This window comes from Paenibacillus sp. FSL R7-269 (assembly GCF_000517865.1).
In the GTDB taxonomy this organism is placed as follows: Bacteria; Bacillota; Bacilli; order Paenibacillales; family Paenibacillaceae; genus Paenibacillus_AQ.
In genome coordinates, this window is sequence record NZ_ASPS01000081.1 from 1 (window position 1) to 19,684 (window position 19,684).

Below are 19,684 nucleotides of genomic sequence, written 5' to 3' on the forward strand. Positions count from 1 at the left end.
TATCCGGTCCACAATATAAGCAAAGAGCAGGATGATAGCAAGCTTCACCTTGGATCACCCCGCCGCTCTGTATAGTAGTCCGTGTTCGTCATTCCCGGCCGCCGCTCTGAGAGACACGTGGTGGCAGAGAATGTGGTGCCTGTGGCGCTGCTGCGTCGACTCCTTGCAGAGCCTGCAATTCTTCTGCGTGTACCCCGTGCACAGCCTGTAACGCTTCCGCGTCTACTCCTCGCACTGCCTGTGATGCTTCCGCATCTACCCTCCGCGCAGCCTGTGATGCTCCCGCGTCTCCCCCGTGCGCAGCCTGCAATGCTTCCGCCTGCGCGCTGCTCACAGATTTCGCTGCCTTCACTGAGCGCAGGCTCTCCGTCACCGTGCTGTACACCAGTCTGCCGATGGCTCCGCCGAGGTCAGTCGCCGTCCCGGCATACACATGCTCCGCAGCATAGCGGCGGCTTCCGCTCACCGCAAGCACGATAGCATCCGTAGTGGTGCCGGTCGCAATGAGGCCATTCTCGGAATCCGTGATTCCGAGGTCTGCCAATGCCGCAGCCTTTGCTTCGGTAGCCGTCATCACAGCGTTAACCATGGCTGACTGGGACAACCAGCCATCAATCCCAATCATGATGTTGATCGTGCCTGGACGGTAGGCTGCCAGCACACTACGCTGTGATCCCGCCCGGGCCGCGTTGCCCGCAGCCGCTGTTACGCAGCAGAATATGCCCGCTGATCCGGTATCCTCCTCAGCAACGGCGGCGTGCTCCAGCGGAACTGCCGTCATCAGGCCCGCGCAGCCTTCCAGCGGGTAGCCCCACTCCTGAAGCTTGTTTTCCAGATCCTGCACCGGATTGCTGCATTCGTAGTCCCGGCTGACGTATTGATTCACCGCACGCTTCAGACGCCCCGCGCCTCCGCCATATACCGCACTTGATATACTGTCCGCTTCAGCCGGAAATTCCAGCAGCAGATGGCCCTCCCGCCATTCAAGCGCCACCCCGGGCCACACCTTGCTCTGGTACGTCTTCACTCCGTCTTCAAGATTAAAAGGCAGACTAACCTCGATCTCATCCACGTATCACCGACTCCTTTCTTTAGTGACTCTCAAAATCTCCTGATTGCGGATGCCTCACACCCCCGTCCGGATCAGCTCCCCCATCTGCTGCAGCAGACGGTCATTGTCCGCGCGGCCCTTCACCGCTACGCGGATGTGTCCCGGCTCAAGGCCGGGGTACATCGCGCAGCTGCGGACGAGGATGCCGCCCGCGCCCAGCCGCTGCTGCATCTCCTGCGCGCTCCACGGAGCGGGCAGCCGCAGCAGCAGGAAGTTCGCTTCGCCCGGCGGCACGCCGCAGCCGAGCTCAAGCAAGCCCTCCCGCAGCCGCTGCCGCTCGGCTGCGATCAGCGCACGCGTCTCCTGCCCGTAGCCGTCGCCGCAGCGCAGGCAAGCTTCCCCGGCCAGCAGCGCCAGGCCGTTCACGCTCCAGGTCACCTGCTTGCCCGTCATGGCCGCGGCAAGCGCCGGATGCGCGGCAGTGAAGCCCAGCCGCAGCCCCGGAATGGCAAAAAACTTCGTCATCGAGCGCACCAGCACCGTATGACGATAAGCCCCCAGCTCCGGCAGCAGGGATTGCCGGTCCGCCTCCGGGATGAAGTCGATGAACGCTTCATCCACCGCCAGCACCGTCCCGCAGGCCTCCGCCTGCTGCGCGAGCTGCCGCAGCGCGTCCAGCGGATACTGTACGCCGTTCGGATTATTCGGCTGGCCGAGGAACAGCAGATCGACCTGCTCCAGCAGGCCGGAGATACCGTCCACGTCAGCCCGGTAATCCGTCCGGCTGCTCCCCTGAACGGACAAGACCTCCGCGCCGAACTGCTCCGCGAGCTGGCGGTACTCGGAGAAGCACGGCTCCACGATGCCCACCCGGCGCGGAGCCACCGCCAGCAGCAGCAGCGCCATCGACTCTGCCGCCCCGTTCGCCACGGTAATCCATTCCGTGCCGAGACCCAGCTCCTCCGCCAGCAGTGCCTTCAGCCTCCGGTGGCCCGGATCGGGGTACGCTGTGATTGCGGAGACCGCATCCCGCAGCAGCGCCAGCACACCGGGCGGCGGCCCCAGCGGGTTAATATTCGCGCTGAAATCCAGAAACCCGCCGTTGCTATCGCCGTATAATTCAGCTGCGGTCAGCAGATCACCGCCATGTCCATATTTTTCAAGCATATGTATATCCCCCATGTTTATATTTCGCCATCATATATCCCCCGTGTCCATATCTCCCCATCATAATATCCTCCGTGTCCATGTTTCCATCCTATATCCTCTCTGTCCACACTATTAATGATTTATCAATGCTACATCAGGCAGTTACCTTCTGTGTAATATGTAAGTCTCACTTCACTATCCGTAGTTATATCACCATTCTCCCAATTATTGGCCAATTGCCGGAAATCCGTCAATGCTATATCACCCATTTCCCTGCCTCCACCCGCCATTCCCGTTCCGTTTTGTAGAAATCTCTCTTTTAGTTTAGAATAAGTACAGCAGTTTACTATGGTTAACGGAGGAATCACGAATGCTTTTTATTGATAATACCGGCATTACAGACGCATCGATCAATCTGGCCATTGAGGAATTTGCGCTCAAAAACCTCCCGATGGACGAGAGCTACCTGCTCTTCTATATCAACAGCCCGTCGATTATTATCGGCAAGCATCAGAATACGATCGAGGAGATCAACCAGGAGTATGTGAAGGAGCATAACATCCAGGTCGTGCGGCGGCTATCCGGCGGCGGTGCAGTGTATCATGATCTCGGCAACCTCAACTTCAGCTTCATTACCAAGGATGACGGCCAGTCCTTCCATAATTTCCTGAAATTCACCCAGCCGGTCATCGACTATCTGCAGTCTATGGGCGTGAACGCCGAGCTCAGCGGACGCAACGACCTTCAGGTTGGGGAGCAGAAAATCTCCGGCAACGCCCAATTCTCCTCGCGTGGACGTATGTTCAGCCACGGCACCCTGATGTTTGATTTGAATCTGGATGATGTCCAGGCTTCCCTGAACGTGAATCCCGAGAAGTTCAAGTCGAAGAGCACCAAGTCGGTCCGCAGCCGGGTCGCCAATATCAAGGAGCTGCTGGGCAATCCTGATATGACCATTGAACAATTCCGCGAAGGGCTGCTGCGTTCGATCTTCGGCATGGAGGCCGCTGATGTGCCTCAGTACAAGCTGACAATGGACGACTGGGTGCGGATCAATGAAATCTCCAAGGAGCATTACCAGAACTGGGACTGGAACTACGGTCTCTCGCCTAAGAGCAACGTGAAGCACACCCGCAAATTCCCGGCCGGACTCGTGGATATCCGCATGGATATTGAAGATTCGGTCATCCGGGAGATCAAAATCTACGGCGACTTCTTCGGCGTGGGCGATGTGGCAGATGTGGAGAACGCGCTGCGCGGCAAGCGTTATGAGGAGGCAGAGGTCCGCCAGGCGCTGGCTGATCTCGATCTGAAGCATTACTTCGGCCGCATTGAACCGGAGGACTTCATCGGACTTGTGTTTCTTGAGGAATAGCAGCTGCATATAAAAGAACCCCGCTAACCTTGCCGCATCCTGCGCAGAGCTAGTGGGGTTCTTTGTCTTCGTATCCTTGCCGGATTCGCCGCTATACAAGCACGAACACATACACAACGAGCGCCAGCGTAAGCATCACGCATACTTTCTCCACCGCGTTGCCCTTCTTGGTGCCGGTGCTCATCAGCTTCAAGCGCAGCTTGAAGGGAATCGGAGGCAGCGGGGTAATCCCGCGCTGAGTCAGGGAGTCGGCGAGGAGATGCAGTCCGTAGGACAGGCCCCCGGCAATCCACAGACTGCCGCCGTCATTCATGTCAAGGGAGACGAAGTACAGCAGCGCGCCCCATCCGGCCACGGCATACAGCGTATGTGTGATTCCCCGGTGTGGAACTATGGAAGCTACGACCAGCACACAGGCTGCGATATAGTTCCATGGATCATAGGCATCGGCAAAAGCAAACAAGGCCAGCGCAATCAGCAGCATCACCAGATGCCGCAGCCTGCGGCTGGGCAGGAAGGATACGCTGCCGACCAGCAGCGCCAGTGCGATATTCCAGGGCGGCTCCGCTATCCCGGCAAAATAAAGATAAATGCCCGCTCCAATCAGCGCTACCTGCAGAATACGCAGCAAAAACTCCGGCACGGCCTTGCGTACCAGCATGGAATTCGGCTCGTCGATATCGGGCAGCAGTGAGCTGACCACGGCGACGGCAACAGCCGGAAGGGTAATGGCATGCCCTAGCAAGCTCATGGCGGACAGGGTAACCCCGGTGCTGATAACTAAATGGGATTTGCCCATCATGGTGAATCCGCTCCTTAGATGAAAGTGTAAATGCTTCTGGATGTCCCGAAATAAGAACAGGTGTGCGGTTACCGAAGTATACCAAGGCTTTCCTTTTTTGTCCAGCTTATATGTAGTTTCCAGGCTCCTCAGGCCCGCGGGGCCAAGGAAGCCGTACAGTTTCGGCTTGTCCTGCCCCCTGTTTTAGGATACAATTTGGACAACTCAACTGGCCCCGAAAGGATGACACCCTGTGAATCGCTCCCGAATCGCCGATCTCAGTCTCCTCCTGGTGGCGATGATGTGGGGATGCACGTTTCTGATCGTGCAGTCCGCCGTGCGGGTGCTGCCGCCGCTTGCTTTTAACAGCATCCGGTTTACAGGTGCCGCCGTGCTGCTGGCCTTGATTACCGCTGTCTTCTACCGCCAGGAATGGCGTAAGCTGAGCTTGCGCATGGTGATGCATGCCCTGCTGCTGGGCCTCTTCCTGTTCCTCGGCTATGGCTTCCAGACCGTGGGGCTGCTGTACACCACCACCTCCAACACGGGATTTATTACCGGGCTGTCGGTGGTGCTCGTGCCGTTCCTGTCTCTGGCGCTGCTGAAGACGGCCATTTCCAGATATACCTGGCTGAGCGCCGGTCTTGCAGCAGGCGGCTTGTATCTACTGACCTTTACCGGCTCTGCCTTCTCCCTGAATAAGGGCGATGGCCTAATTCTGCTCTGCGCCGTGGCTTTTGCGCTGCAGATCGCGTATACCGGCAGATACGCACCGCGTTATCCGGCCCTGCCGTTGGCGGCGCTTCAGCTCGGCTTCGTAGGCCTGCTCAGCATTGTTGCCTCCCTGCTTGTGGATGGAAGCGGCCCGCTGCTGCACAGCGGAGAGCTGCTCCGCCAGCCGGAGGTGCTCTCTGCGATGCTGATCTCCATCGGGCCAACCAGCGCCTTCGCCTTCTGGATTCAGACGGCCTGCCAGAAATACACCACCCCGTCCCGGGTGGCGATCATCTATGCCATGGAGCCGGTGTTCGCTGCCGTCACCGGCCTGCTCTTCGGCGGAGAGACGCTGGGCGCATCTGCACTGCTCGGCTGCGGCTGCATTCTTGCCGCCATGCTGCTGGCAGAGCTCAACCCCGCACCGTCCGGGACGCAGGCGGAGGGCTGAACCGGAATCCGCGAACCCTTTTACCAGACTTAAAGTTCATATGTTCCATTGCTACAGACAGAAAGCCGTGCTTCCGTTCCCCTTCCTATAGAAGTGATAGCGAATAGCCGGACTACAAACCACACTTAGGAGAGAACCCAAATGTACAAATTGATTGCCATTGATATTGACGATACCTTGATTAACGACGATAAGGAAGTGACCCCGGCCACCCAGACGGCGCTGGAGCAGGCTGTAGCCGCAGGCGTTGTAGTCACCCTCGCTACGGGACGCGCTTATGCTTCCGCCCAGGCGATTGCCCGCCAGACTGGACTGAATGTTCCAATCATCACTTATCAGGGGGCGCTGGTAAAGAACCTGCTCGATGAAGAGGTCCTGTATGAGCGTTATGTGCCGCAGGACGCAGTGCGCAAGCTTTTCCAGTATTGTGTAGAGCATGATCTTCACCTGCAGACTTATATTGACGACAAGCTGTATGCCCGCGAAGAGAACCAGAAGCTGATTGACTATTCGACTCTGAACGGAACGCAGTACTATATCGAGCCGGACTGGGAAGCCAAGCTGGTTCCGCAAAAAACACCAAAAATGCTCATTATCGACGATCCCGACTTCCTCGATGAGCTGTCTCCGATCCTGCGCAGCCTGCTCGGCGATTCGGTTCATATCACGAAGTCCAAGCCGCATTTCCTGGAGATTATGCATCATGAAGGCACCAAGGGTCTGGCCCTGGAATTCCTGGCTGCGCACTTTGGCTGCGAGTTGTCCGAGACGATGGCTGTCGGCGATTCCTGGAATGATCATGAGATGCTTGAAGCTGCGGGTCTCGGTGTGGCCATGGCGAATGCCATTCCTGCGCTTAAGGATATCGCTGATTTCGTTACACTCAGCAACAATGAGGACGGCGTGAAATACGCTATTGATAAGTTCATTCTTAACGCTGGCCAAGAAGCATAAGCTGCTACAACACCAGCAGAACATCTCATGCTAAATAACCCCACAAAGTGGGGCTTTAGCTTCGATGTATATTCAGATACTTTGCGGGGACCCCAGAACATCTAAATTATCTTTCCAAAAAGGGAGGCACCCCGCAGATTCATGGTATGAACTGCGGTGCGCCACCCTTTTATACTAAATAGAAAGGAAGTGTGCCTTCATGGAAGAGATATCAAATGAGGAACAACTGCAATCCATAGCCTCTATGCAATCGACAATCCGTAAGCTTGAGAGTGCCTTAACCCAGATGACGAATAGCGGCACCAATACTACTCTGGTTCAGAAACGCCTGAACGCCATGCACATCGGGTTAGCAGTTCTGGACAACGTTTGGAATCAGAAGCCGCTCTCTTGTAACCCTGCCGAGCTGGCAGAAGCCCGCCATGTTCTTCTCGGGTTAACCCCCTCCGTAGAATCCAGTTATGCTAAATCTAAGGCTGGGAGCCCGCAGCGGACACTTTTGGACAAAAGATTGAAGGCGCTGGGACAGATCATTCAGGCAATGGACACTCTCTAAGAAGCTAGGCGATAGGGGCTAACAATTCCTCCTTCGCCTCCTGCTCAAGCTGTGAATGGTACAGATCCGAGTAGCGCCCCTCTGCCTCAAGCAGCTCTTCATGTCCGCCCCGCTCCACGATTTCCCCGTTCTCCATCACCAGGATGACATCGGCATTCTGGATCGTTGAGAGCCGGTGGGCGATCACAAGCGTTGTCTTATCCTTCATCAGCTTACGGATGGCCTGCTGGACCATTCGCTCTGACTCATTGTCGAGGGCAGCCGTAGCTTCATCAAGCAGCAGAATCGGCGCATTTTTGAGCATCGCTCTGGCAATGGACAGCCGCTGTCTCTGACCGCCGGACAACCGGGAGCCATGCTCACCGATATCCGTGTGTATGCCTTCCGCCAGCTCCGTCACGAACTCGTACGCATTCGCCTGCCGCAGCGCCTCGATAACCTCTTCGTCTGACGCACCGGGCTTGCCGCTCTCAATATTGTCCCGGATGCTCCCGGAATACAGTCCCGACTCCTGAGGCACATAGGCGAAGTAGCTCCGCAGCTCTGCAAGCGGTATTCCGCTGATCGGACGGCCGTTGATCGCAACCTCACCCGCATCCGTCTGATAGAAACCAAGCAGCAGCTTGAACAGGGTAGATTTCCCCCCGCCGCTCGGACCTACTACGGCCATTTGCTGGCCGCGTGCCAGCTCCAGACTGACCTTGTTAAGGCTCTGCTTCTCACTGCCCGGATAGCTAAATGACACCTCTGCAAGCCGTAGCTCCCCGAACCCCGGCAGCTCCGCCCTGACTTCAGGCAGCACCTCAACTTCAGCAGGCGCATCCATCACCTCGAAGATCCGCTCCGCTGCACCCAGCGACTGCTGCATGGAAGCGACCAGGCCCGGCAGGGATGAGAACGGACCCACCAGATAGTTCATCAACTGAATGAAGGCAATCATCGCCCCGACCTCAAGTCTTCCATTCGCCACGAACCACCCGGCAATCACCAGAGCCAGCAGGAAGGTCAGATTCCCCAGCAAGGAGGAGATCGCTCCGGTTGCGCCTTCGATTCTCGCTTTCTTTTTCTCCCCTGAGGCAATATCCTCACTGTAGCCTACATACTGCTTCTGCAGCCTGCGCTCCATGGAGAATGCCTTGAACACCATGCTGCTGCCCAGAATATCGTTCAGAAAAGCCGTAGTCCGGCTCATACTTTCCTGCACCCGGACACTGTTGATGCGCATGGCATTACCGAAGATTTTACCGGTCAGGAACAGCAGCGGCCCAATGGACAGGCAAATCAGCGCCAGCAGCCAGTTAATATAGAGCAGATAGCCGAAGGAGGCTACCGCCAGCAGCGGGTTGCGCAGCAGATCCAGTATTACCTGCCCGCACGCTTCCCCCACCGACTGATTGTCATTCGTGAACCGGGACAACAAATCACCCGAATGATTGCGGTCGAAATAAGACTGCGGCAAGGCCAGTGTATGTCCCATCATATCCTGGCGCAGCTCATTTCTGATTTTGGCTGATACATTGGTCTTGAGATACGCACTGACGAAGGTATTCAATCCCGTAACCAGCAAGAATAGAATCCCGAACCAGGCCAGCCCCTTGAACGACTCCACATCCAGCCGGACGGCCGCATCCGTAATCCGGGCCAGGAACCAGGCCATCGTAAGATCGAGCACAATACTGAATAACGTCACCAAGAGCAATACGGCATAAATCAGCTTATGTCTAAGCATGTATGTACTTAATCTGGCAAAAGCACCTTTTTTCTTTTTCACAACCTCATCTCCTCTTTAAAATTCCAGCCCCTACGGCACTAACAGTTTCTTCCTAACCCCTGGCACATCGTTATAGTATAGTCCCTCCTTCCCTTTTTGAAAATAAAGAAATATACGCATCATATACATAAAACTGGAAAGCGGACTCGTAGTGGGCCCACTCTCTGCGGCTCCGATGCCTTTAGTTTACTAGACCCCAGGCAAGGGGCCCAGCGACGGCAGACGGATTCCCTTGTCGGTCTTGGGGATGAAAAGCATAGTAAAAACTCCCCATACAGCAGCAGTAATCAAACCTGTCTGCTTTATGGGGAGCGTATTTTAATCGATATGACTGTGCGTGAATAGTCGGCTGACACGGATTATAAACTTCTGTCGTGGTGATGGACCGGCTTTATTTCTCCCAAAGCTCAACCAGCCGCCCGTCAGGGTCTGTAATCCAAACAAATTGTCCGAATTCGCTGCTCTCTTTGTTCTTGGCAAGCGGTACGCCTATCTGTTCCAGATGCTTGATAACCTCGTCCAGATCATGGACCTGGAAATTCAACATTACCTGTTGCTCTGCCGGGAAATAAGAGTCATGCTCAGTGAAGAAGGACAAGATCGTCTCATTGCCTGACCCGGGTCTGATTACAGTCCCGTTCCAACTGTCGATTTCAAGCTTCAGCGCCTCACTGTACCATTTCTTCACCGCTTCAAGATTTCCGGTCCTCCAGAAGATACCTCCGAAACCTTTGATCATCACAACCAGCTCCTCTCGGCAATCCAACTCACTGCATCAAATTGCACACATCCTAAGTGACACACACAAGTCCCGCACTGCTATGCTGCTCAGATCTCCTCCCGGCACAGCGGAAGCCTCATTCCCGTAACGGCAAGCGTAACCTTCTCCGGCAGAATATAATCCTTCTCCAGATTGATGTCATGCGACATATGTGTGTAGACCGCACGGCGCGGCTGAACGGTCTCCAGCAGGTCGGCGGCTTCGATCATATCATACACAGAGCGGGTGGACAATTCAGCTGCCTCGTAATAAAAGCTGGTTCCCAGCACCAGCAGGTCCGCTCCATGCATACGCCTGGTTTCCTCCGTGGTCAGAGAGATCGAGTCCGGGCAGTACACCCAGGCATATTCCTCCTTCTCCAGTCTGTAGGCGTAGGAATAACCATTCTTGCCATGGTTGACCCGCCACGTCGAAATCTGCCAGCCGTCCAGTGTGATGCCGTCATCGCAAGGAATCATATCGATATGCCCGGTGAGCCACGGGTATTGCCGCTGAATGACAGGAATAACCTCTGCCGGAGCATACAGCTCTCCCCGGAAGCCCATCCAGCGGCAGCTGTCCGCCCATTCCGGAAGCCCGCCGATATGATCGAAATGCGCATGTGTCACGAGCAGACGCTTCATGGTACGGTGCCCCTGCAGCTCCATCTGCCGCCGCCAGTCCGGTCCGCAGTCGATCGCCAGGAAGCCGCTGCCGTTATCTATAAGCACAGAAGAACGCAGGCGGTTGTTGCGCCCGGTGGTTCTCGCTTCCGTGCAGGTCTCACAATCACAGTAGACCCGGGGTACGCCCATGGCATCCCCTGTTCCGAGGAACACTAATGTATCCATTTGCTTGCCCACCTCATCGTCCTTTTTCTCAAATATCCGTCAGTTCATTATAGAACAGGAGCCACTCCTTTGCACACCGGCCTGCAAGAACGGCAAAGAGCCGTCCTTCGGCCTCATCCGGCCATAGAACAGCTCTCTTCCTCATACGCACCTCAACTCAGAACCTGCCTTTAACTGCCTAGATCCCGGCCAGCACCTGATACCATATGCCCCGCTTGGAGTATAGCGTCGTACGTACTTCCTCCCAGCCGCCAAGATAGCTGATGTCGAACAGTCCGGCAGGAACCGGATATTGGCTCTCATGAGCCGCATAGACCTGCTGGCTCACGGGACGAAAGCCGAACTTGGCGAATATCTCCTGCGCCTGCGGCGTCGTCAGATAATCTACAAGCGCATCTGCGGCCGCACGGGTACCATGCTTATCCGCGTATTTATCCACCACAGCCGCAGGATTCTCGATCAGAATCGTATTCTTAGGGATGACCACCTCATACTTCACACCCTCGGCAATCCGCGCCAGCAGCTCATTCTCATAAGTGACGATCACATCGCCCACCCCGTACTCGAAGGCAGCCATCGACGCCCGTCCGCTTTTATCCAGAGATTCGACGTTCCTGTGTATACTCTCAAGGAAGGCCTTGGCAGCCGCAGGGTCCTTCGCCCCCTCCTGCTCCTCAGAACGCTTCAGGCCGGCCCCGTAGATCGCGTTGATGTCCCACTGGGCACCGCCGGAGGTCTTCGGATTAGGGTAGAGTACCTTCACCCCCGGCTTCGCCAGATCGGCAAAATCATGAATCCCCTTCGGATTGCCCTCCCGCGTTCCCAGGGCCACAACCGACCGCGTCACCATGCCCGCCTCGCCGCCTCGCTTCTTCCAGTCCTTCTCCACCAGACCCGCCTTGACCAGCTTCCCGACATCGCCTTCCATGGCAAGCAGCGTGACATCCGCCTCGAAGCCGCCGGCAATCGCCCTCGCCTGGGTTCCGGAAGCCTCATAGGACTGCTGGAATACGATCGATTGACCGGTATCCGCCTTCCACTTCTCAGCGAACCTGGGAAGAATCTCGCCCATGGCATCCTTCACCACGCTATAGGCACCCACCACAAGCGTTAGATCTCCCTGCGGCGGTGCACCTGCCTCTCCTGCAGCCTGTTGCTCATTCCCGCAACCGGCAGCGGTCAGGGTGAACACCGCCAGCAGTAAGACCGTCAGCCATCCGTGCAGTTGTCTGCTCCTTCTGATAAGCCTCATACCGGCGACACATCCCACATCATTTATTTTTTAGATAAATACAGGCATCGGATCTTTCTTAAGCCCATTCTCCTGAATCCAGCTCCGCTCCTCATTGAACAGGTAAGCGCGGTGTACCAGCACGGATATCTCCTGGCCCGGAGTGAGCGTTTCTTTCTCCAGGGAGCGGTAGGTGACCAGCTTATGTCCTTTTACCTCAACCTCCACGAGCCATTCACTTCCGCGAAAATGCAAATGCTTGACCGTACCCTGCTCCGTGGCCGAAGCCATTCTGAATTCATGCAGGTAGCCTACCTCAATGTACTCGGGACGGATCAGCGCCTTGGTCGGCTTGCCGTCGCCTGCGCCCTCGAAGCCCTTCAGCTCGGAAGCGCTCCCGATCAGCGTGGATTCCCCGATGAAGGTGGCCACGAACGGTGTCTTAGGCTCTTTATAGATATCCCAAGGCGTACCCTTCTGCTCCAGCCGCCCCTGGTTAATGATCATAATCTCATCCGCTACTTCAATCGCCTCATCCTGGTCGTGGGTGACGAAGATCGAGGTGATCCCGACACGTTCGATCAGCTCCCGCAGCCAGGAACGCAGCTCCTGACGGATCTTCGCATCAATCGCGGCGAACGGCTCATCCAGCAGCAGCAGCTGCGGCTCAGGGGCCAGCGCCCGGGCAAAAGCCACCCGCTGGCGCTGCCCCCCGGACAGCTGATGCGGATACCGGTTCTCGAAGCCCTTCAGCCCGGTAAGCTCCACCAGCTCGGTGACGCGGTCACGGATGACAGACTTACTGGCTTTTTTGACTTTCAGGCCGAAGGCGATATTCTCGAACACCGTCATATGCTTGAACAGCGCATAGTTCTGGAAGACAAAGCCGATCTCACGCTCCTGCGGCGGAAGATGGTTCACCGCCCGGCCGTGGAAAATAATCTCGCCGCTGTCCGGCGTCTCAAGGCCCGCCAGCATCCGCAGGATCGAGGTTTTGCCGCCGCCGCTTGGGCCGAGCAGCCCGATCAGATGGCCTTTGGTAATGCCGAAATGGACATCCTTCACCGCATGAAAATCGCCAAAATGCTTATCGAGTCCCCGGACCTCTACATGCATAATTAGTGCCCTCCCTTTCTTCTCTTGCTCCATTCCATAAGCAGCAGCAGTCCTGCGGAGAATGCGGCCAACACCAGTGCTATCCCGCCCGCAGCCGTAACATTGAAATTCTCGACATCCTGATAGACCAGTGTGGTGGCCGTCTGGGTCCGGTTCATAATATTGCCTGAGACAACGAGCACCGCACCGAACTCACCCAACGAGCGGGCCACCGTAAGAATCACTCCATAGATGACCGCCCAGCGGATAGAAGGCCAGGTTACCTTCCAGAAGGTCGTCCAGCCATATGCGCCGAGTGTGGACGCGGCCTCTTCCTGCTGGGACCCGATCTCTTGCAGCACCGGCATCACCTCACGCACCATTAGCGGGAACGTCACGAACAGGGTAGCAATCACCATTCCCGGAAAAGCGTACACAATCTTCACTCCGATTTGCTCAAACAACGTGCCCAGCGCACTATCCGGCCCGAGCAGCAGAACGATCATCAGCCCGCCGATAACCGGCGATACCGCATAAGGCAGATCCACGATGCTGTTCAGCAGGCTTTTGAGACGCCGCCCCAGCCAATTCGCCCGTACCAGATACAGGGCCGTCATGATGCCAAACAGCGTATTCAGCAGCGTCACAACCACCACAACGTATCCCGTCATCAGCAGCGCATGCAGCGCCTCGGGCCGGGTCAGGGCGTTCCAGAATCCGCTCCAGCCTTCGCTGAAGGCCCCCATTGTCATCCTGCCAAGCGGAGCTGCGATCAGGATGAAGAACACGAGATAGGTCAGTCCAATCCACAATCTTCTCATGATCTTCTCCCCCGCATCTGCATGAGGCTGATCAGCCAGAGAATCAGGAAGGATAAGGTCAGCAGAATGATCGACACCGCTGCGGCTCCCGCCGGATTATCACTTTCGACCTCTCCGAAAATAAATACGGAAGACACCAGCGTGCGCCCCGGAATATTGCCTGCCACGAGAACTACCGCACCGAATTCAGCGAGCGCCCGCGAAAAGGCCAGCATCCCGCCGCCGATCATGCCAGGTGCCATAGACGGAAGAATGACCTGGAGGAAGACCCGGCTCGGCTTCGCTCCCATCGTATAGGCTGCCTCTTCTTCCGAAGCATCCAGCTCCTCCAGTAGCGGCTGCACCGCCCGGATGACGAAGGGGAATGTGACGAAGACCATCGCAATCACAATCGCAGGCTGGTGAAAAACAATCGTGAAGCCCAGGGATTCCGCAAGGCCTCCGATCAGGCTTCCCGGACCCAGCAGCAGCAGAATCATCAGTCCGCCAACCGCAGTTGGCAGGGCAAACGGGAGATCGACAAGGCTGTTCAGCAGCGCCCTGCCCCGGAACTTATAACGGATAAGGACCCAGGCGATCATCGTACCCAGCAGCACATTCGTAAGCGCCGCAATGACCGCCAGCTTGAGTGTTAACAGGACCGACTTCCAGGCAATCGGATCGCTCACACTTTCAGTGAAGCTTCCTAGCCCGGATGAGAATGAATTGTAATAGACCCCGAGGATCGGCAGCACAATCAGTATGACAAAATAAAGTACAACCGTTGATCTAAATCCCCAGGTCCAGCCCTTGTGCCTGATCAGCGAATTCAATGGTCACCCTCCCACCTCCGGATAACCGGTCGGTATACTCGACTTTAAGGTTTGATTATTCCTATTAATATACTTGGTTTAAAGTTATTCCTACTTTACCAAATACCGCTTGCCGCCGTCAATTACTTTGTTAGTTTTTGGGTTAAAGTATAAGTAGCACTTGTTGCATCCAAATCAGAGAGGGGCTGTTCATGATGCTGCATACTATGGAGATCACCACCAGCAAACGGGATGAAATGCGGGATATTACCCGTGAGGTTCAAGCTTATGTGAAGAATAGCGGAGTACTTAACGGACTGCTAATTGTCTATTGCCCGCACACCACCGCAGGGATTGCGATTAACGAGAACGCCGATCCTGATGTGAAGCGTGATGTGTTGATGCGTCTGGATGAGGTCTATCCTTGGGAGCATCCCAAATACCGCCATGCTGAGGGCAATACGGCTTCCCACCTGAAGTCCATTACGGCCGGTCCTTCGCAGACTCTTATCATTCATGAAGGGGCTGTGCTGCTGGGCCGCTGGCAGGGCATCTATTTTTGCGAGTTCGATGGTCCAAGGCAACGCCAGTGCCACCTCAAAATTATAGAAGGCTAGCACTGCCTGCCCTTGTAGAAGAGCAGCAACGCATGAACCGCGAAGCTGCTCTCTATACAATTTATAGTTCCTGTAACACTTTCACCATGCAAAGTTATACCAATGCAACGCTCTAAAGTACGAGCCGTTAAAAAAAACAGCTTTTTATAAACTGCGGCTTAATACCTTGACATGTGTCAAGGCAGCTTGCTTCACATCTTCGAACAACACTTTATCCTGAATATAATACGAAATGAATCCGTGAGCAGATAAGAATAAGGTCAGCGGCACGTTCTGCCAGTCCTCCGATACATATCCCTCTTCCTTCATATGACGGCGGACAATGCTTGCAAATAACTCGAAACACCGGCCCTGTTCTGCCCGGCAATAAGCCAGCAGCTCTTCGTCTCGAATCATGAACATGATCTCATACTGATACGGATGGTCCAGCCCGAACCGGATGAACTCCATAATCAGCTGCTCTACCCGGGTCATTCCCTCTTGAGGCGGAGTGGTCATAGCTTGATTCAGAAGTGAAGCCACATGATTGAAATCCTCAACGACAATGGCGTAGAAAAGTTCGGCCTTCTCTTTGAAATGGTAATATAGGGAGCCGTGGCTGTAACCCAGGTGCTGGCCAATGCTGCGCATCGAAATGGCACGGTACCCTTTGGTGATGAAAAGATGCCTCGCCGCCTCCAGAATTCTTTCTCTCGACAACTCCTGTTCCACTGCTCTTCTTGCCATAATCTATTCCCCTTCGCTGTAGTAAAGCCGCCGCCCTTCCGTAACCAGGGATTGCCCCTCCGTAAGATCGGTTATCCATGCGATAAATGCGTCACCTTCATCATTGCGCGGAAGACACAGCAGTGTAACTTTATCCGTAAACAAAGTCTCTCCGGTCTGGATATTACGCCCCCGCAGTGCATTCTCCACCTTGCCCAGCCAAGTGTACTCGATTTCCACGAATACCTCCCGTCTCAGCACACGTGTAATGACCTCTCCGGCCGCGAGCGCCAGTACAGCGCCATCGGTATAGGCCCGGATCAGCCCGCCTGCACCCAGCATAATGCCTCCGAAATAACGGGTAACTACAATAGCGACATTCTTCACCTGTTGGCTGCGGATTACTTCCAAAATCGGTTTCCCGGCCGTTCCACTCGGTTCCCCGTCATCCGACTGTCTCTGGATCTCATCCCTCTCCCCGATCATATAAGCAGAGCAGTTATGCGTAGCATTCCAGTGCTGCTTCTTGATCGAATCGATAAATTGCACAGCTTCTTCCTCGTTCTCCACCGGCATAACATGCCCGATAAAGCGTGATTTACGGATTACGACCTCCAGCGAGCCAGAGGTACGTACCGTCCGGTATTGTTCCAGCATTGTTGTCCATTCCTTACTCTACATGTGATAACTTGATATATATTAGGAGCAGCCCTGGTAGTGGTTACCTATGGACTGCTCCCTGATGACTTAACTTACTATGAATGATCTGCGGTTAGAGTGGGACTATTCGGTAAGTCTGGCTTCCAGCTCAGCCTTTTCTTTCTCGTAGCCTGGTTTGCCCAGCAGTGCGAACATGTTCTTCTTGTAGGCTTCAACACCCGGCTGGTCGAACGGATTCACACCCAGCAGGTATCCGCTGATCCCGCAAGCCTTCTCGAAGAAGTACACCAGATAGCCGAAAGTATAAGGCGTCTGGTCAGGAATGGTAACGATCAGGTTCGGCACCTGTCCGTCGGTATGCGCCAGCATAGTTCCCTGGAACGCCTTCTTATTAACGAAATCCATCGTCTGGCCGGTCAGGAAGTTGAGGCCGTCCAGATCATCTGGATCATTCTCGATCGTTACATGGTGCTGTACCTTCTCCACTTGAATAACCGTCTCAAAGATGTTGCGGTTACCCTCCTGAATGAATTGGCCCATGGAGTGCAGGTCCGTCGAGAAGTCCACTGAGGACGGATAGATTCCCTTGAAGTCCTTGCCTTCGCTTTCGCCGTACAGCTGCTTCCACCATTCAGAGACAAAGTGCAGGGACGGCTCGTAGTTCACGAGGATTTCTGTCGTCTTGCCTTTGCGGTAGAGCGCGTTACGTACTGCAGCATATTGATAGCTCTGGTTCGTAGCCACATCTGGATTGTTGAACTCATCGGCTGCGGCTGCGGCCCCCTGCATCATTTCTTCAATGTTAATTCCCGCTACGGCGATAGGCAGAAGGCCTACCGGTGTCAGTACGGAATAACGTCCGCCTACATCATCTGGGATAATGAACGACTCATAGCCTTCTTCGTTAGCCAGTTTCTTGAGTGCGCCCTTCTCCTTGTCTGTTGTAGCGTAGATCCGTTTGCGTGCTTCTTCCTTGCCGTATTTCTTCTCCAGTGCTGCACGGAAGATACGGAAAGCAATGGCAGGCTCGGTAGTTGTACCGGATTTGGAGATTACGTTCACGGAGAAGTCTTTGCCTTCTACCAGGTCAAGCAGATGCGTGATGTAGGTAGAGCTGATGTTATTACCGGCAAAATAAACCTCCGGTGTCTTGCGCTTGTCCTTGGACAGGTTATTGTAGAAAGAATGCGACAACGCCTCAATAGCTGCGCGTGCCCCCAGGTAAGATCCGCCGATACCAATAACGATCAGCACTTCGGAGTCGCTCTGGATTTTCTTGGCAGCCTGCTGAATACGGGCGAATTCTTCCTTGTCATACGCTGTAGGGAGATCAATCCAGCCCAGGTAATCGGAGCCGGCTCCGCTCTTGTTATGCAATTGTTCGTGGGCCAGCTTCACCGGAGCGGCGAAGTAGTCGATCTCGGTCTGGCTGAAGAAGGAAAGGGCTTTGGTGTAGTCAAAATTAATCTTCTTGGACATCGGTAATGGTAGCCTCCTGTTTATCTCTTTAGATTTGACACCGTGTGTTGCAACATTATAATCTAGAATACTTTAATTTGCCTTGACTGGCAAGGTCTTAAGGCATATCCCCGGCTTTCCGAACCCTGTTTATGAAAAAAACACTGAAAGCGGTTACCAAGCAAACAAGCAGACCTGTTCTGTGGAACATGCTGTAACCTTCTGATAGAATGAAGGCAAACTTAGTTTCTATAATATGATCTCAGGAGAGCAAAGGTGGAATTGAAATGAAGCACATCGGCTTTATCGGACTCGGAACAATGGGAGCACCTATGGCGTCGAATCTGCTGCGAAGCGGCTTTGAGGTTACGGTGTACAACCGTACAGCAGCGAAATGCAAACCTCTGGAACAGGAAGGCGCGAAGACAGCCGCCACTCCGCAGGCAGCAGCAGAAGGCAAGGATGTTATTATCACCATGATCAGCAACGATGATTCGATCCGTGAAGTCTTCTACGGTGACGATGGTATTCTCGCTACCCTTCAGCCGGGAACAACTGTGATTGATTCCAGCACCATCTCCCCCGGCCTTGCAAAAGAGATCGCCGCTGAAGTTGAAGCGCGGGGCGGCAGCTTCCTTGATGCCCCTGTAACCGGCAGCAAGCCGGCAGCTATAGACGGCACACTGGTCTTCATGGTCGGCGGACATGCCGAAGTGATTGAGAAGCACCGGGATCTCTTCGACTCCATGGGCCGCCTGCTGCTGCATATGGGCGCTAACGGCAGCGGCGCTGTAGCCAAGCTGGCTCACAATGCCATGGTCGGCATTCACAATGTCGCGCTCGCCGAGGGCTTCTCCATTGCGGTGAAATCCGGAGTACCCGCAGACAAGTTCCTGGAGCTGGTGAAGAACGGCTCAGCCGGCAGCAAGCAGGCCGAGCTGAAGGGCCAGAAGATCATTGAGGGCGACTTCAGCAACCAGTTCTCACTTGCTTTGATGCTTAAGGATCTCAAGCTGGCGTCCTCGCTCAGTGATTCCACCGGCGTCCCTTCCCCTATGCTCGGCGTAGCCAAGAGCATGTTCCAGGCAGGCTTCAACCACGGCTACGGCGACGAGGATCTGTCCGCGGTGGTCAAATCCTACGAGGACTGGATCGGGAAGAAGATCGGAGAAGGTAACTAATCTAACCGCGGCTTTTCCAGAATCTGTTTATGATGGTGTTACACACTATTGTAAACAGGGGAGGAAATTTCAATGCTGACCTTTGAACTCGCCCGGCCACAAGATGCGGCCATGTTGGCGGATGTACAGAAAAGAACCTTCGACGATGATGCCCGCCGTTATCAGGGTAAAGAAGAGGATGGCCCTCCGGGCTATGATTCTGTGCCCTGGCAAGCGGAACAGATGCAGCAGGGCCATTACTACAAGCTTCTGAAAGACGGTGAAATTGTCGGCGGGATGATAATCATCCCGTCATCTTCAGAAGAGGAATGTCATCTGGGCCGCATCTTTATCGATCCGCTCTGCCAGAATCAAGGCTTCGGACATGAAGCTTTGCATTTCTTATTTGTACAGTACCCTGCTGCCAAGCGCTGGACGCTGGATACTCCCTCTTGGGCCGTCCGGAATCATCACTTCTATGAGAAGCACGGCTTCATAAAGACCGGGGAGACCAAGGACTTTGAGAGTAATGAGAGCATCTGGGAATATGAGCGCACAGGTCCGCTGACAAAGGCAGGCCGTTTAGAGCAGAATTAGCCTAACGGTTGAACTAGCCTGTGCCTTATACCACACCTAAGAATGTACTCGGTTTAATACGAAAATAAAAATATCGGAAAATGCGCCGCAGACTGGGTTTTTGACAAAAAAAGACCCACCGCCCCAAAAAAACGTT

The 19,684-nt window shown here is 54.8% G+C and carries 20 protein-coding genes; 7 read left to right on the forward strand and 13 right to left on the reverse strand.

Annotated features, from left to right (window positions below; all coding sequences use genetic code 11):
- Positions 1 to 88: 88 nt before the first annotated feature.
- Both C162_RS28700 and cobD read right to left on the reverse strand, forming a co-directional pair.
- Positions 89 to 1,072: an adenosylcobinamide amidohydrolase gene (locus C162_RS28700; protein ID WP_235218559.1), complete on the reverse strand. Its 984-nt coding sequence runs from the start codon at positions 1,070 to 1,072 to the stop codon at positions 89 to 91.
- A gap of 54 nt (positions 1,073 to 1,126) precedes the next feature.
- Positions 1,127 to 2,218, reverse strand: a complete 1,092-nt coding sequence (gene cobD, locus C162_RS28705; RefSeq protein ID WP_084649081.1) for a threonine-phosphate decarboxylase CobD — start codon at positions 2,216 to 2,218, stop codon at positions 1,127 to 1,129.
- Positions 2,219 to 2,570: 352 nt separating this feature from the next.
- Here cobD and C162_RS28710 point away from each other — a divergent pair, with 352 nt between their 5' ends.
- Positions 2,571 to 3,575, forward strand: a complete 1,005-nt coding sequence (locus tag C162_RS28710) for a lipoate--protein ligase (protein WP_036700449.1) — start codon at positions 2,571 to 2,573, stop codon at positions 3,573 to 3,575.
- Positions 3,576 to 3,666: 91 nt separating this feature from the next.
- Here C162_RS28710 and C162_RS28715 read toward each other — a convergent pair whose 3' ends face one another.
- Complete coding sequence (locus C162_RS28715; RefSeq protein ID WP_036700452.1) at positions 3,667 to 4,377, reverse strand: metal-dependent hydrolase; 711 nt, start codon at positions 4,375 to 4,377, stop codon at positions 3,667 to 3,669.
- Between the two features lie 232 nt (positions 4,378 to 4,609).
- Here C162_RS28715 and C162_RS28720 point away from each other — a divergent pair, with 232 nt between their 5' ends.
- The 3 genes from C162_RS28720 to C162_RS28730 all read left to right on the forward strand — a co-directional run bounded on the left by C162_RS28720 (position 4,610) and on the right by C162_RS28730 (position 7,031).
- Positions 4,610 to 5,521 (forward strand): DMT family transporter, encoded by a 912-nt coding sequence (locus tag C162_RS28720; protein ID WP_036700454.1) that lies wholly within the window; start codon positions 4,610 to 4,612, stop codon positions 5,519 to 5,521.
- 141 nt (positions 5,522 to 5,662) lie between these two features.
- Positions 5,663 to 6,475 (forward strand): Cof-type HAD-IIB family hydrolase, encoded by an 813-nt coding sequence (locus C162_RS28725; protein ID WP_036700457.1) that lies wholly within the window; start codon positions 5,663 to 5,665, stop codon positions 6,473 to 6,475.
- Positions 6,476 to 6,674: 199 nt separating this feature from the next.
- On the forward strand, positions 6,675 to 7,031 hold the full coding sequence (locus C162_RS28730) for a hypothetical protein (RefSeq protein WP_036700459.1): 357 nt from the start codon (positions 6,675 to 6,677) through the stop codon (positions 7,029 to 7,031).
- Between the two features lie 4 nt (positions 7,032 to 7,035).
- Here C162_RS28730 and C162_RS28735 read toward each other — a convergent pair whose 3' ends face one another.
- The 7 genes from C162_RS28735 to cysT form a co-directional block, all read right to left on the reverse strand.
- Positions 7,036 to 8,802: an ABC transporter ATP-binding protein gene (locus C162_RS28735; RefSeq protein WP_051494009.1), complete on the reverse strand. Its 1,767-nt coding sequence runs from the start codon at positions 8,800 to 8,802 to the stop codon at positions 7,036 to 7,038.
- A 391-nt stretch (positions 8,803 to 9,193) separates the two neighbouring features.
- Complete coding sequence (locus tag C162_RS28740; RefSeq protein WP_036700460.1) at positions 9,194 to 9,541, reverse strand: VOC family protein; 348 nt, start codon at positions 9,539 to 9,541, stop codon at positions 9,194 to 9,196.
- Positions 9,542 to 9,630: 89 nt separating this feature from the next.
- Positions 9,631 to 10,413, reverse strand: a complete 783-nt coding sequence (locus C162_RS28745) for an MBL fold metallo-hydrolase (protein WP_036700462.1) — start codon at positions 10,411 to 10,413, stop codon at positions 9,631 to 9,633.
- A 178-nt stretch (positions 10,414 to 10,591) separates the two neighbouring features.
- Positions 10,592 to 11,665 (reverse strand): sulfate ABC transporter substrate-binding protein, encoded by a 1,074-nt coding sequence (locus C162_RS28750; RefSeq protein ID WP_036700464.1) that lies wholly within the window; start codon positions 11,663 to 11,665, stop codon positions 10,592 to 10,594.
- A gap of 30 nt (positions 11,666 to 11,695) precedes the next feature.
- Positions 11,696 to 12,760 (reverse strand): sulfate/molybdate ABC transporter ATP-binding protein, encoded by a 1,065-nt coding sequence (locus C162_RS28755; RefSeq protein ID WP_036700466.1) that lies wholly within the window; start codon positions 12,758 to 12,760, stop codon positions 11,696 to 11,698.
- Positions 12,761 to 12,762: 2 nt separating this feature from the next.
- The gene (locus C162_RS28760; RefSeq protein WP_036700469.1) at positions 12,763 to 13,560 is read right to left on the reverse strand and encodes a sulfate ABC transporter permease subunit; all 798 of its coding nucleotides are present in this window, start codon (positions 13,558 to 13,560) and stop codon (positions 12,763 to 12,765) included.
- On the reverse strand, positions 13,557 to 14,372 hold the full coding sequence (gene cysT, locus C162_RS28765) for a sulfate ABC transporter permease subunit CysT (RefSeq protein WP_036700471.1): 816 nt from the start codon (positions 14,370 to 14,372) through the stop codon (positions 13,557 to 13,559). Before cysT ends, C162_RS28760 begins: the two co-directional genes overlap by 4 nt.
- Positions 14,373 to 14,566: 194 nt before the next feature.
- Between cysT and C162_RS28770 the strand changes: the two genes are divergently transcribed.
- A complete protein-coding gene (locus C162_RS28770; protein WP_036700487.1) occupies positions 14,567 to 14,968 on the forward strand; it encodes a secondary thiamine-phosphate synthase enzyme YjbQ in 402 nt (133 codons plus the stop codon).
- 144 nt (positions 14,969 to 15,112) lie between these two features.
- On the opposite strand, the gene C162_RS28775 is transcribed toward C162_RS28770, so the two are convergent.
- The 3 genes from C162_RS28775 to C162_RS28785 all read right to left on the reverse strand — a co-directional run bounded on the left by C162_RS28775 (position 15,113) and on the right by C162_RS28785 (position 17,812).
- Positions 15,113 to 15,694 (reverse strand): TetR/AcrR family transcriptional regulator, encoded by a 582-nt coding sequence (locus tag C162_RS28775; RefSeq protein ID WP_036700473.1) that lies wholly within the window; start codon positions 15,692 to 15,694, stop codon positions 15,113 to 15,115.
- A 3-nt stretch (positions 15,695 to 15,697) separates the two neighbouring features.
- Positions 15,698 to 16,330 carry a YigZ family protein gene (locus tag C162_RS28780; protein WP_036700475.1) on the reverse strand — a complete coding sequence of 211 codons (633 nt, stop codon included), beginning with the start codon at positions 16,328 to 16,330 and terminating at the stop codon, positions 15,698 to 15,700.
- Between the two features lie 126 nt (positions 16,331 to 16,456).
- Entirely contained in the window at positions 16,457 to 17,812 is a 1,356-nt protein-coding gene (locus C162_RS28785; RefSeq protein WP_036700477.1) for a glucose-6-phosphate isomerase, read from the reverse strand.
- Between the two features lie 260 nt (positions 17,813 to 18,072).
- Between C162_RS28785 and C162_RS28790 the strand changes: the two genes are divergently transcribed.
- On the forward strand, positions 18,073 to 18,972 hold the full coding sequence (locus tag C162_RS28790; protein WP_327196398.1) for an NAD(P)-dependent oxidoreductase: 900 nt from the start codon (positions 18,073 to 18,075) through the stop codon (positions 18,970 to 18,972).
- A 72-nt stretch (positions 18,973 to 19,044) separates the two neighbouring features.
- Positions 19,045 to 19,548, forward strand: coding sequence for a GNAT family N-acetyltransferase (locus C162_RS28795; RefSeq protein ID WP_051494010.1), 504 nt, complete (start codon positions 19,045 to 19,047; stop codon positions 19,546 to 19,548).
- Positions 19,549 to 19,684: the final 136 nt, after the last annotated feature.

What these genes read in the sequence shown, in the direction of transcription:
- cobD (WP_084649081.1), bottom strand. Translation starts at nt 2,218, where the DNA reads ATGCTTGAAAAATATGGACATGGCGGTGATCTGCTGACCGCAGCTGAA.
- C162_RS28710 (WP_036700449.1), top strand. Translation starts at nt 2,571, where the DNA reads ATGCTTTTTATTGATAATACCGGCATTACAGACGCATCGATCAATCTG.
- C162_RS28715 (WP_036700452.1), bottom strand. Translation starts at nt 4,377, where the DNA reads ATGATGGGCAAATCCCATTTAGTTATCAGCACCGGGGTTACCCTGTCC.
- C162_RS28725 (WP_036700457.1), top strand. Translation starts at nt 5,663, where the DNA reads ATGTACAAATTGATTGCCATTGATATTGACGATACCTTGATTAACGAC.
- C162_RS28730 (WP_036700459.1), top strand. Translation starts at nt 6,675, where the DNA reads ATGGAAGAGATATCAAATGAGGAACAACTGCAATCCATAGCCTCTATG.
- C162_RS28740 (WP_036700460.1), bottom strand. Translation starts at nt 9,541, where the DNA reads ATGATCAAAGGTTTCGGAGGTATCTTCTGGAGGACCGGAAATCTTGAA.
- C162_RS28745 (WP_036700462.1), bottom strand. Translation starts at nt 10,413, where the DNA reads ATGGATACATTAGTGTTCCTCGGAACAGGGGATGCCATGGGCGTACCC.
- C162_RS28750 (WP_036700464.1), bottom strand. Translation starts at nt 11,665, where the DNA reads ATGAGGCTTATCAGAAGGAGCAGACAACTGCACGGATGGCTGACGGTC.
- C162_RS28755 (WP_036700466.1), bottom strand. Translation starts at nt 12,760, where the DNA reads ATGCATGTAGAGGTCCGGGGACTCGATAAGCATTTTGGCGATTTTCAT.
- C162_RS28760 (WP_036700469.1), bottom strand. Translation starts at nt 13,560, where the DNA reads ATGAGAAGATTGTGGATTGGACTGACCTATCTCGTGTTCTTCATCCTG.
- C162_RS28770 (WP_036700487.1), top strand. Translation starts at nt 14,567, where the DNA reads ATGCTGCATACTATGGAGATCACCACCAGCAAACGGGATGAAATGCGG.
- C162_RS28775 (WP_036700473.1), bottom strand. Translation starts at nt 15,694, where the DNA reads ATGGCAAGAAGAGCAGTGGAACAGGAGTTGTCGAGAGAAAGAATTCTG.
- C162_RS28780 (WP_036700475.1), bottom strand. Translation starts at nt 16,330, where the DNA reads ATGCTGGAACAATACCGGACGGTACGTACCTCTGGCTCGCTGGAGGTC.
- C162_RS28785 (WP_036700477.1), bottom strand. Translation starts at nt 17,812, where the DNA reads ATGTCCAAGAAGATTAATTTTGACTACACCAAAGCCCTTTCCTTCTTC.
- C162_RS28795 (WP_051494010.1), top strand. Translation starts at nt 19,045, where the DNA reads ATGCTGACCTTTGAACTCGCCCGGCCACAAGATGCGGCCATGTTGGCG.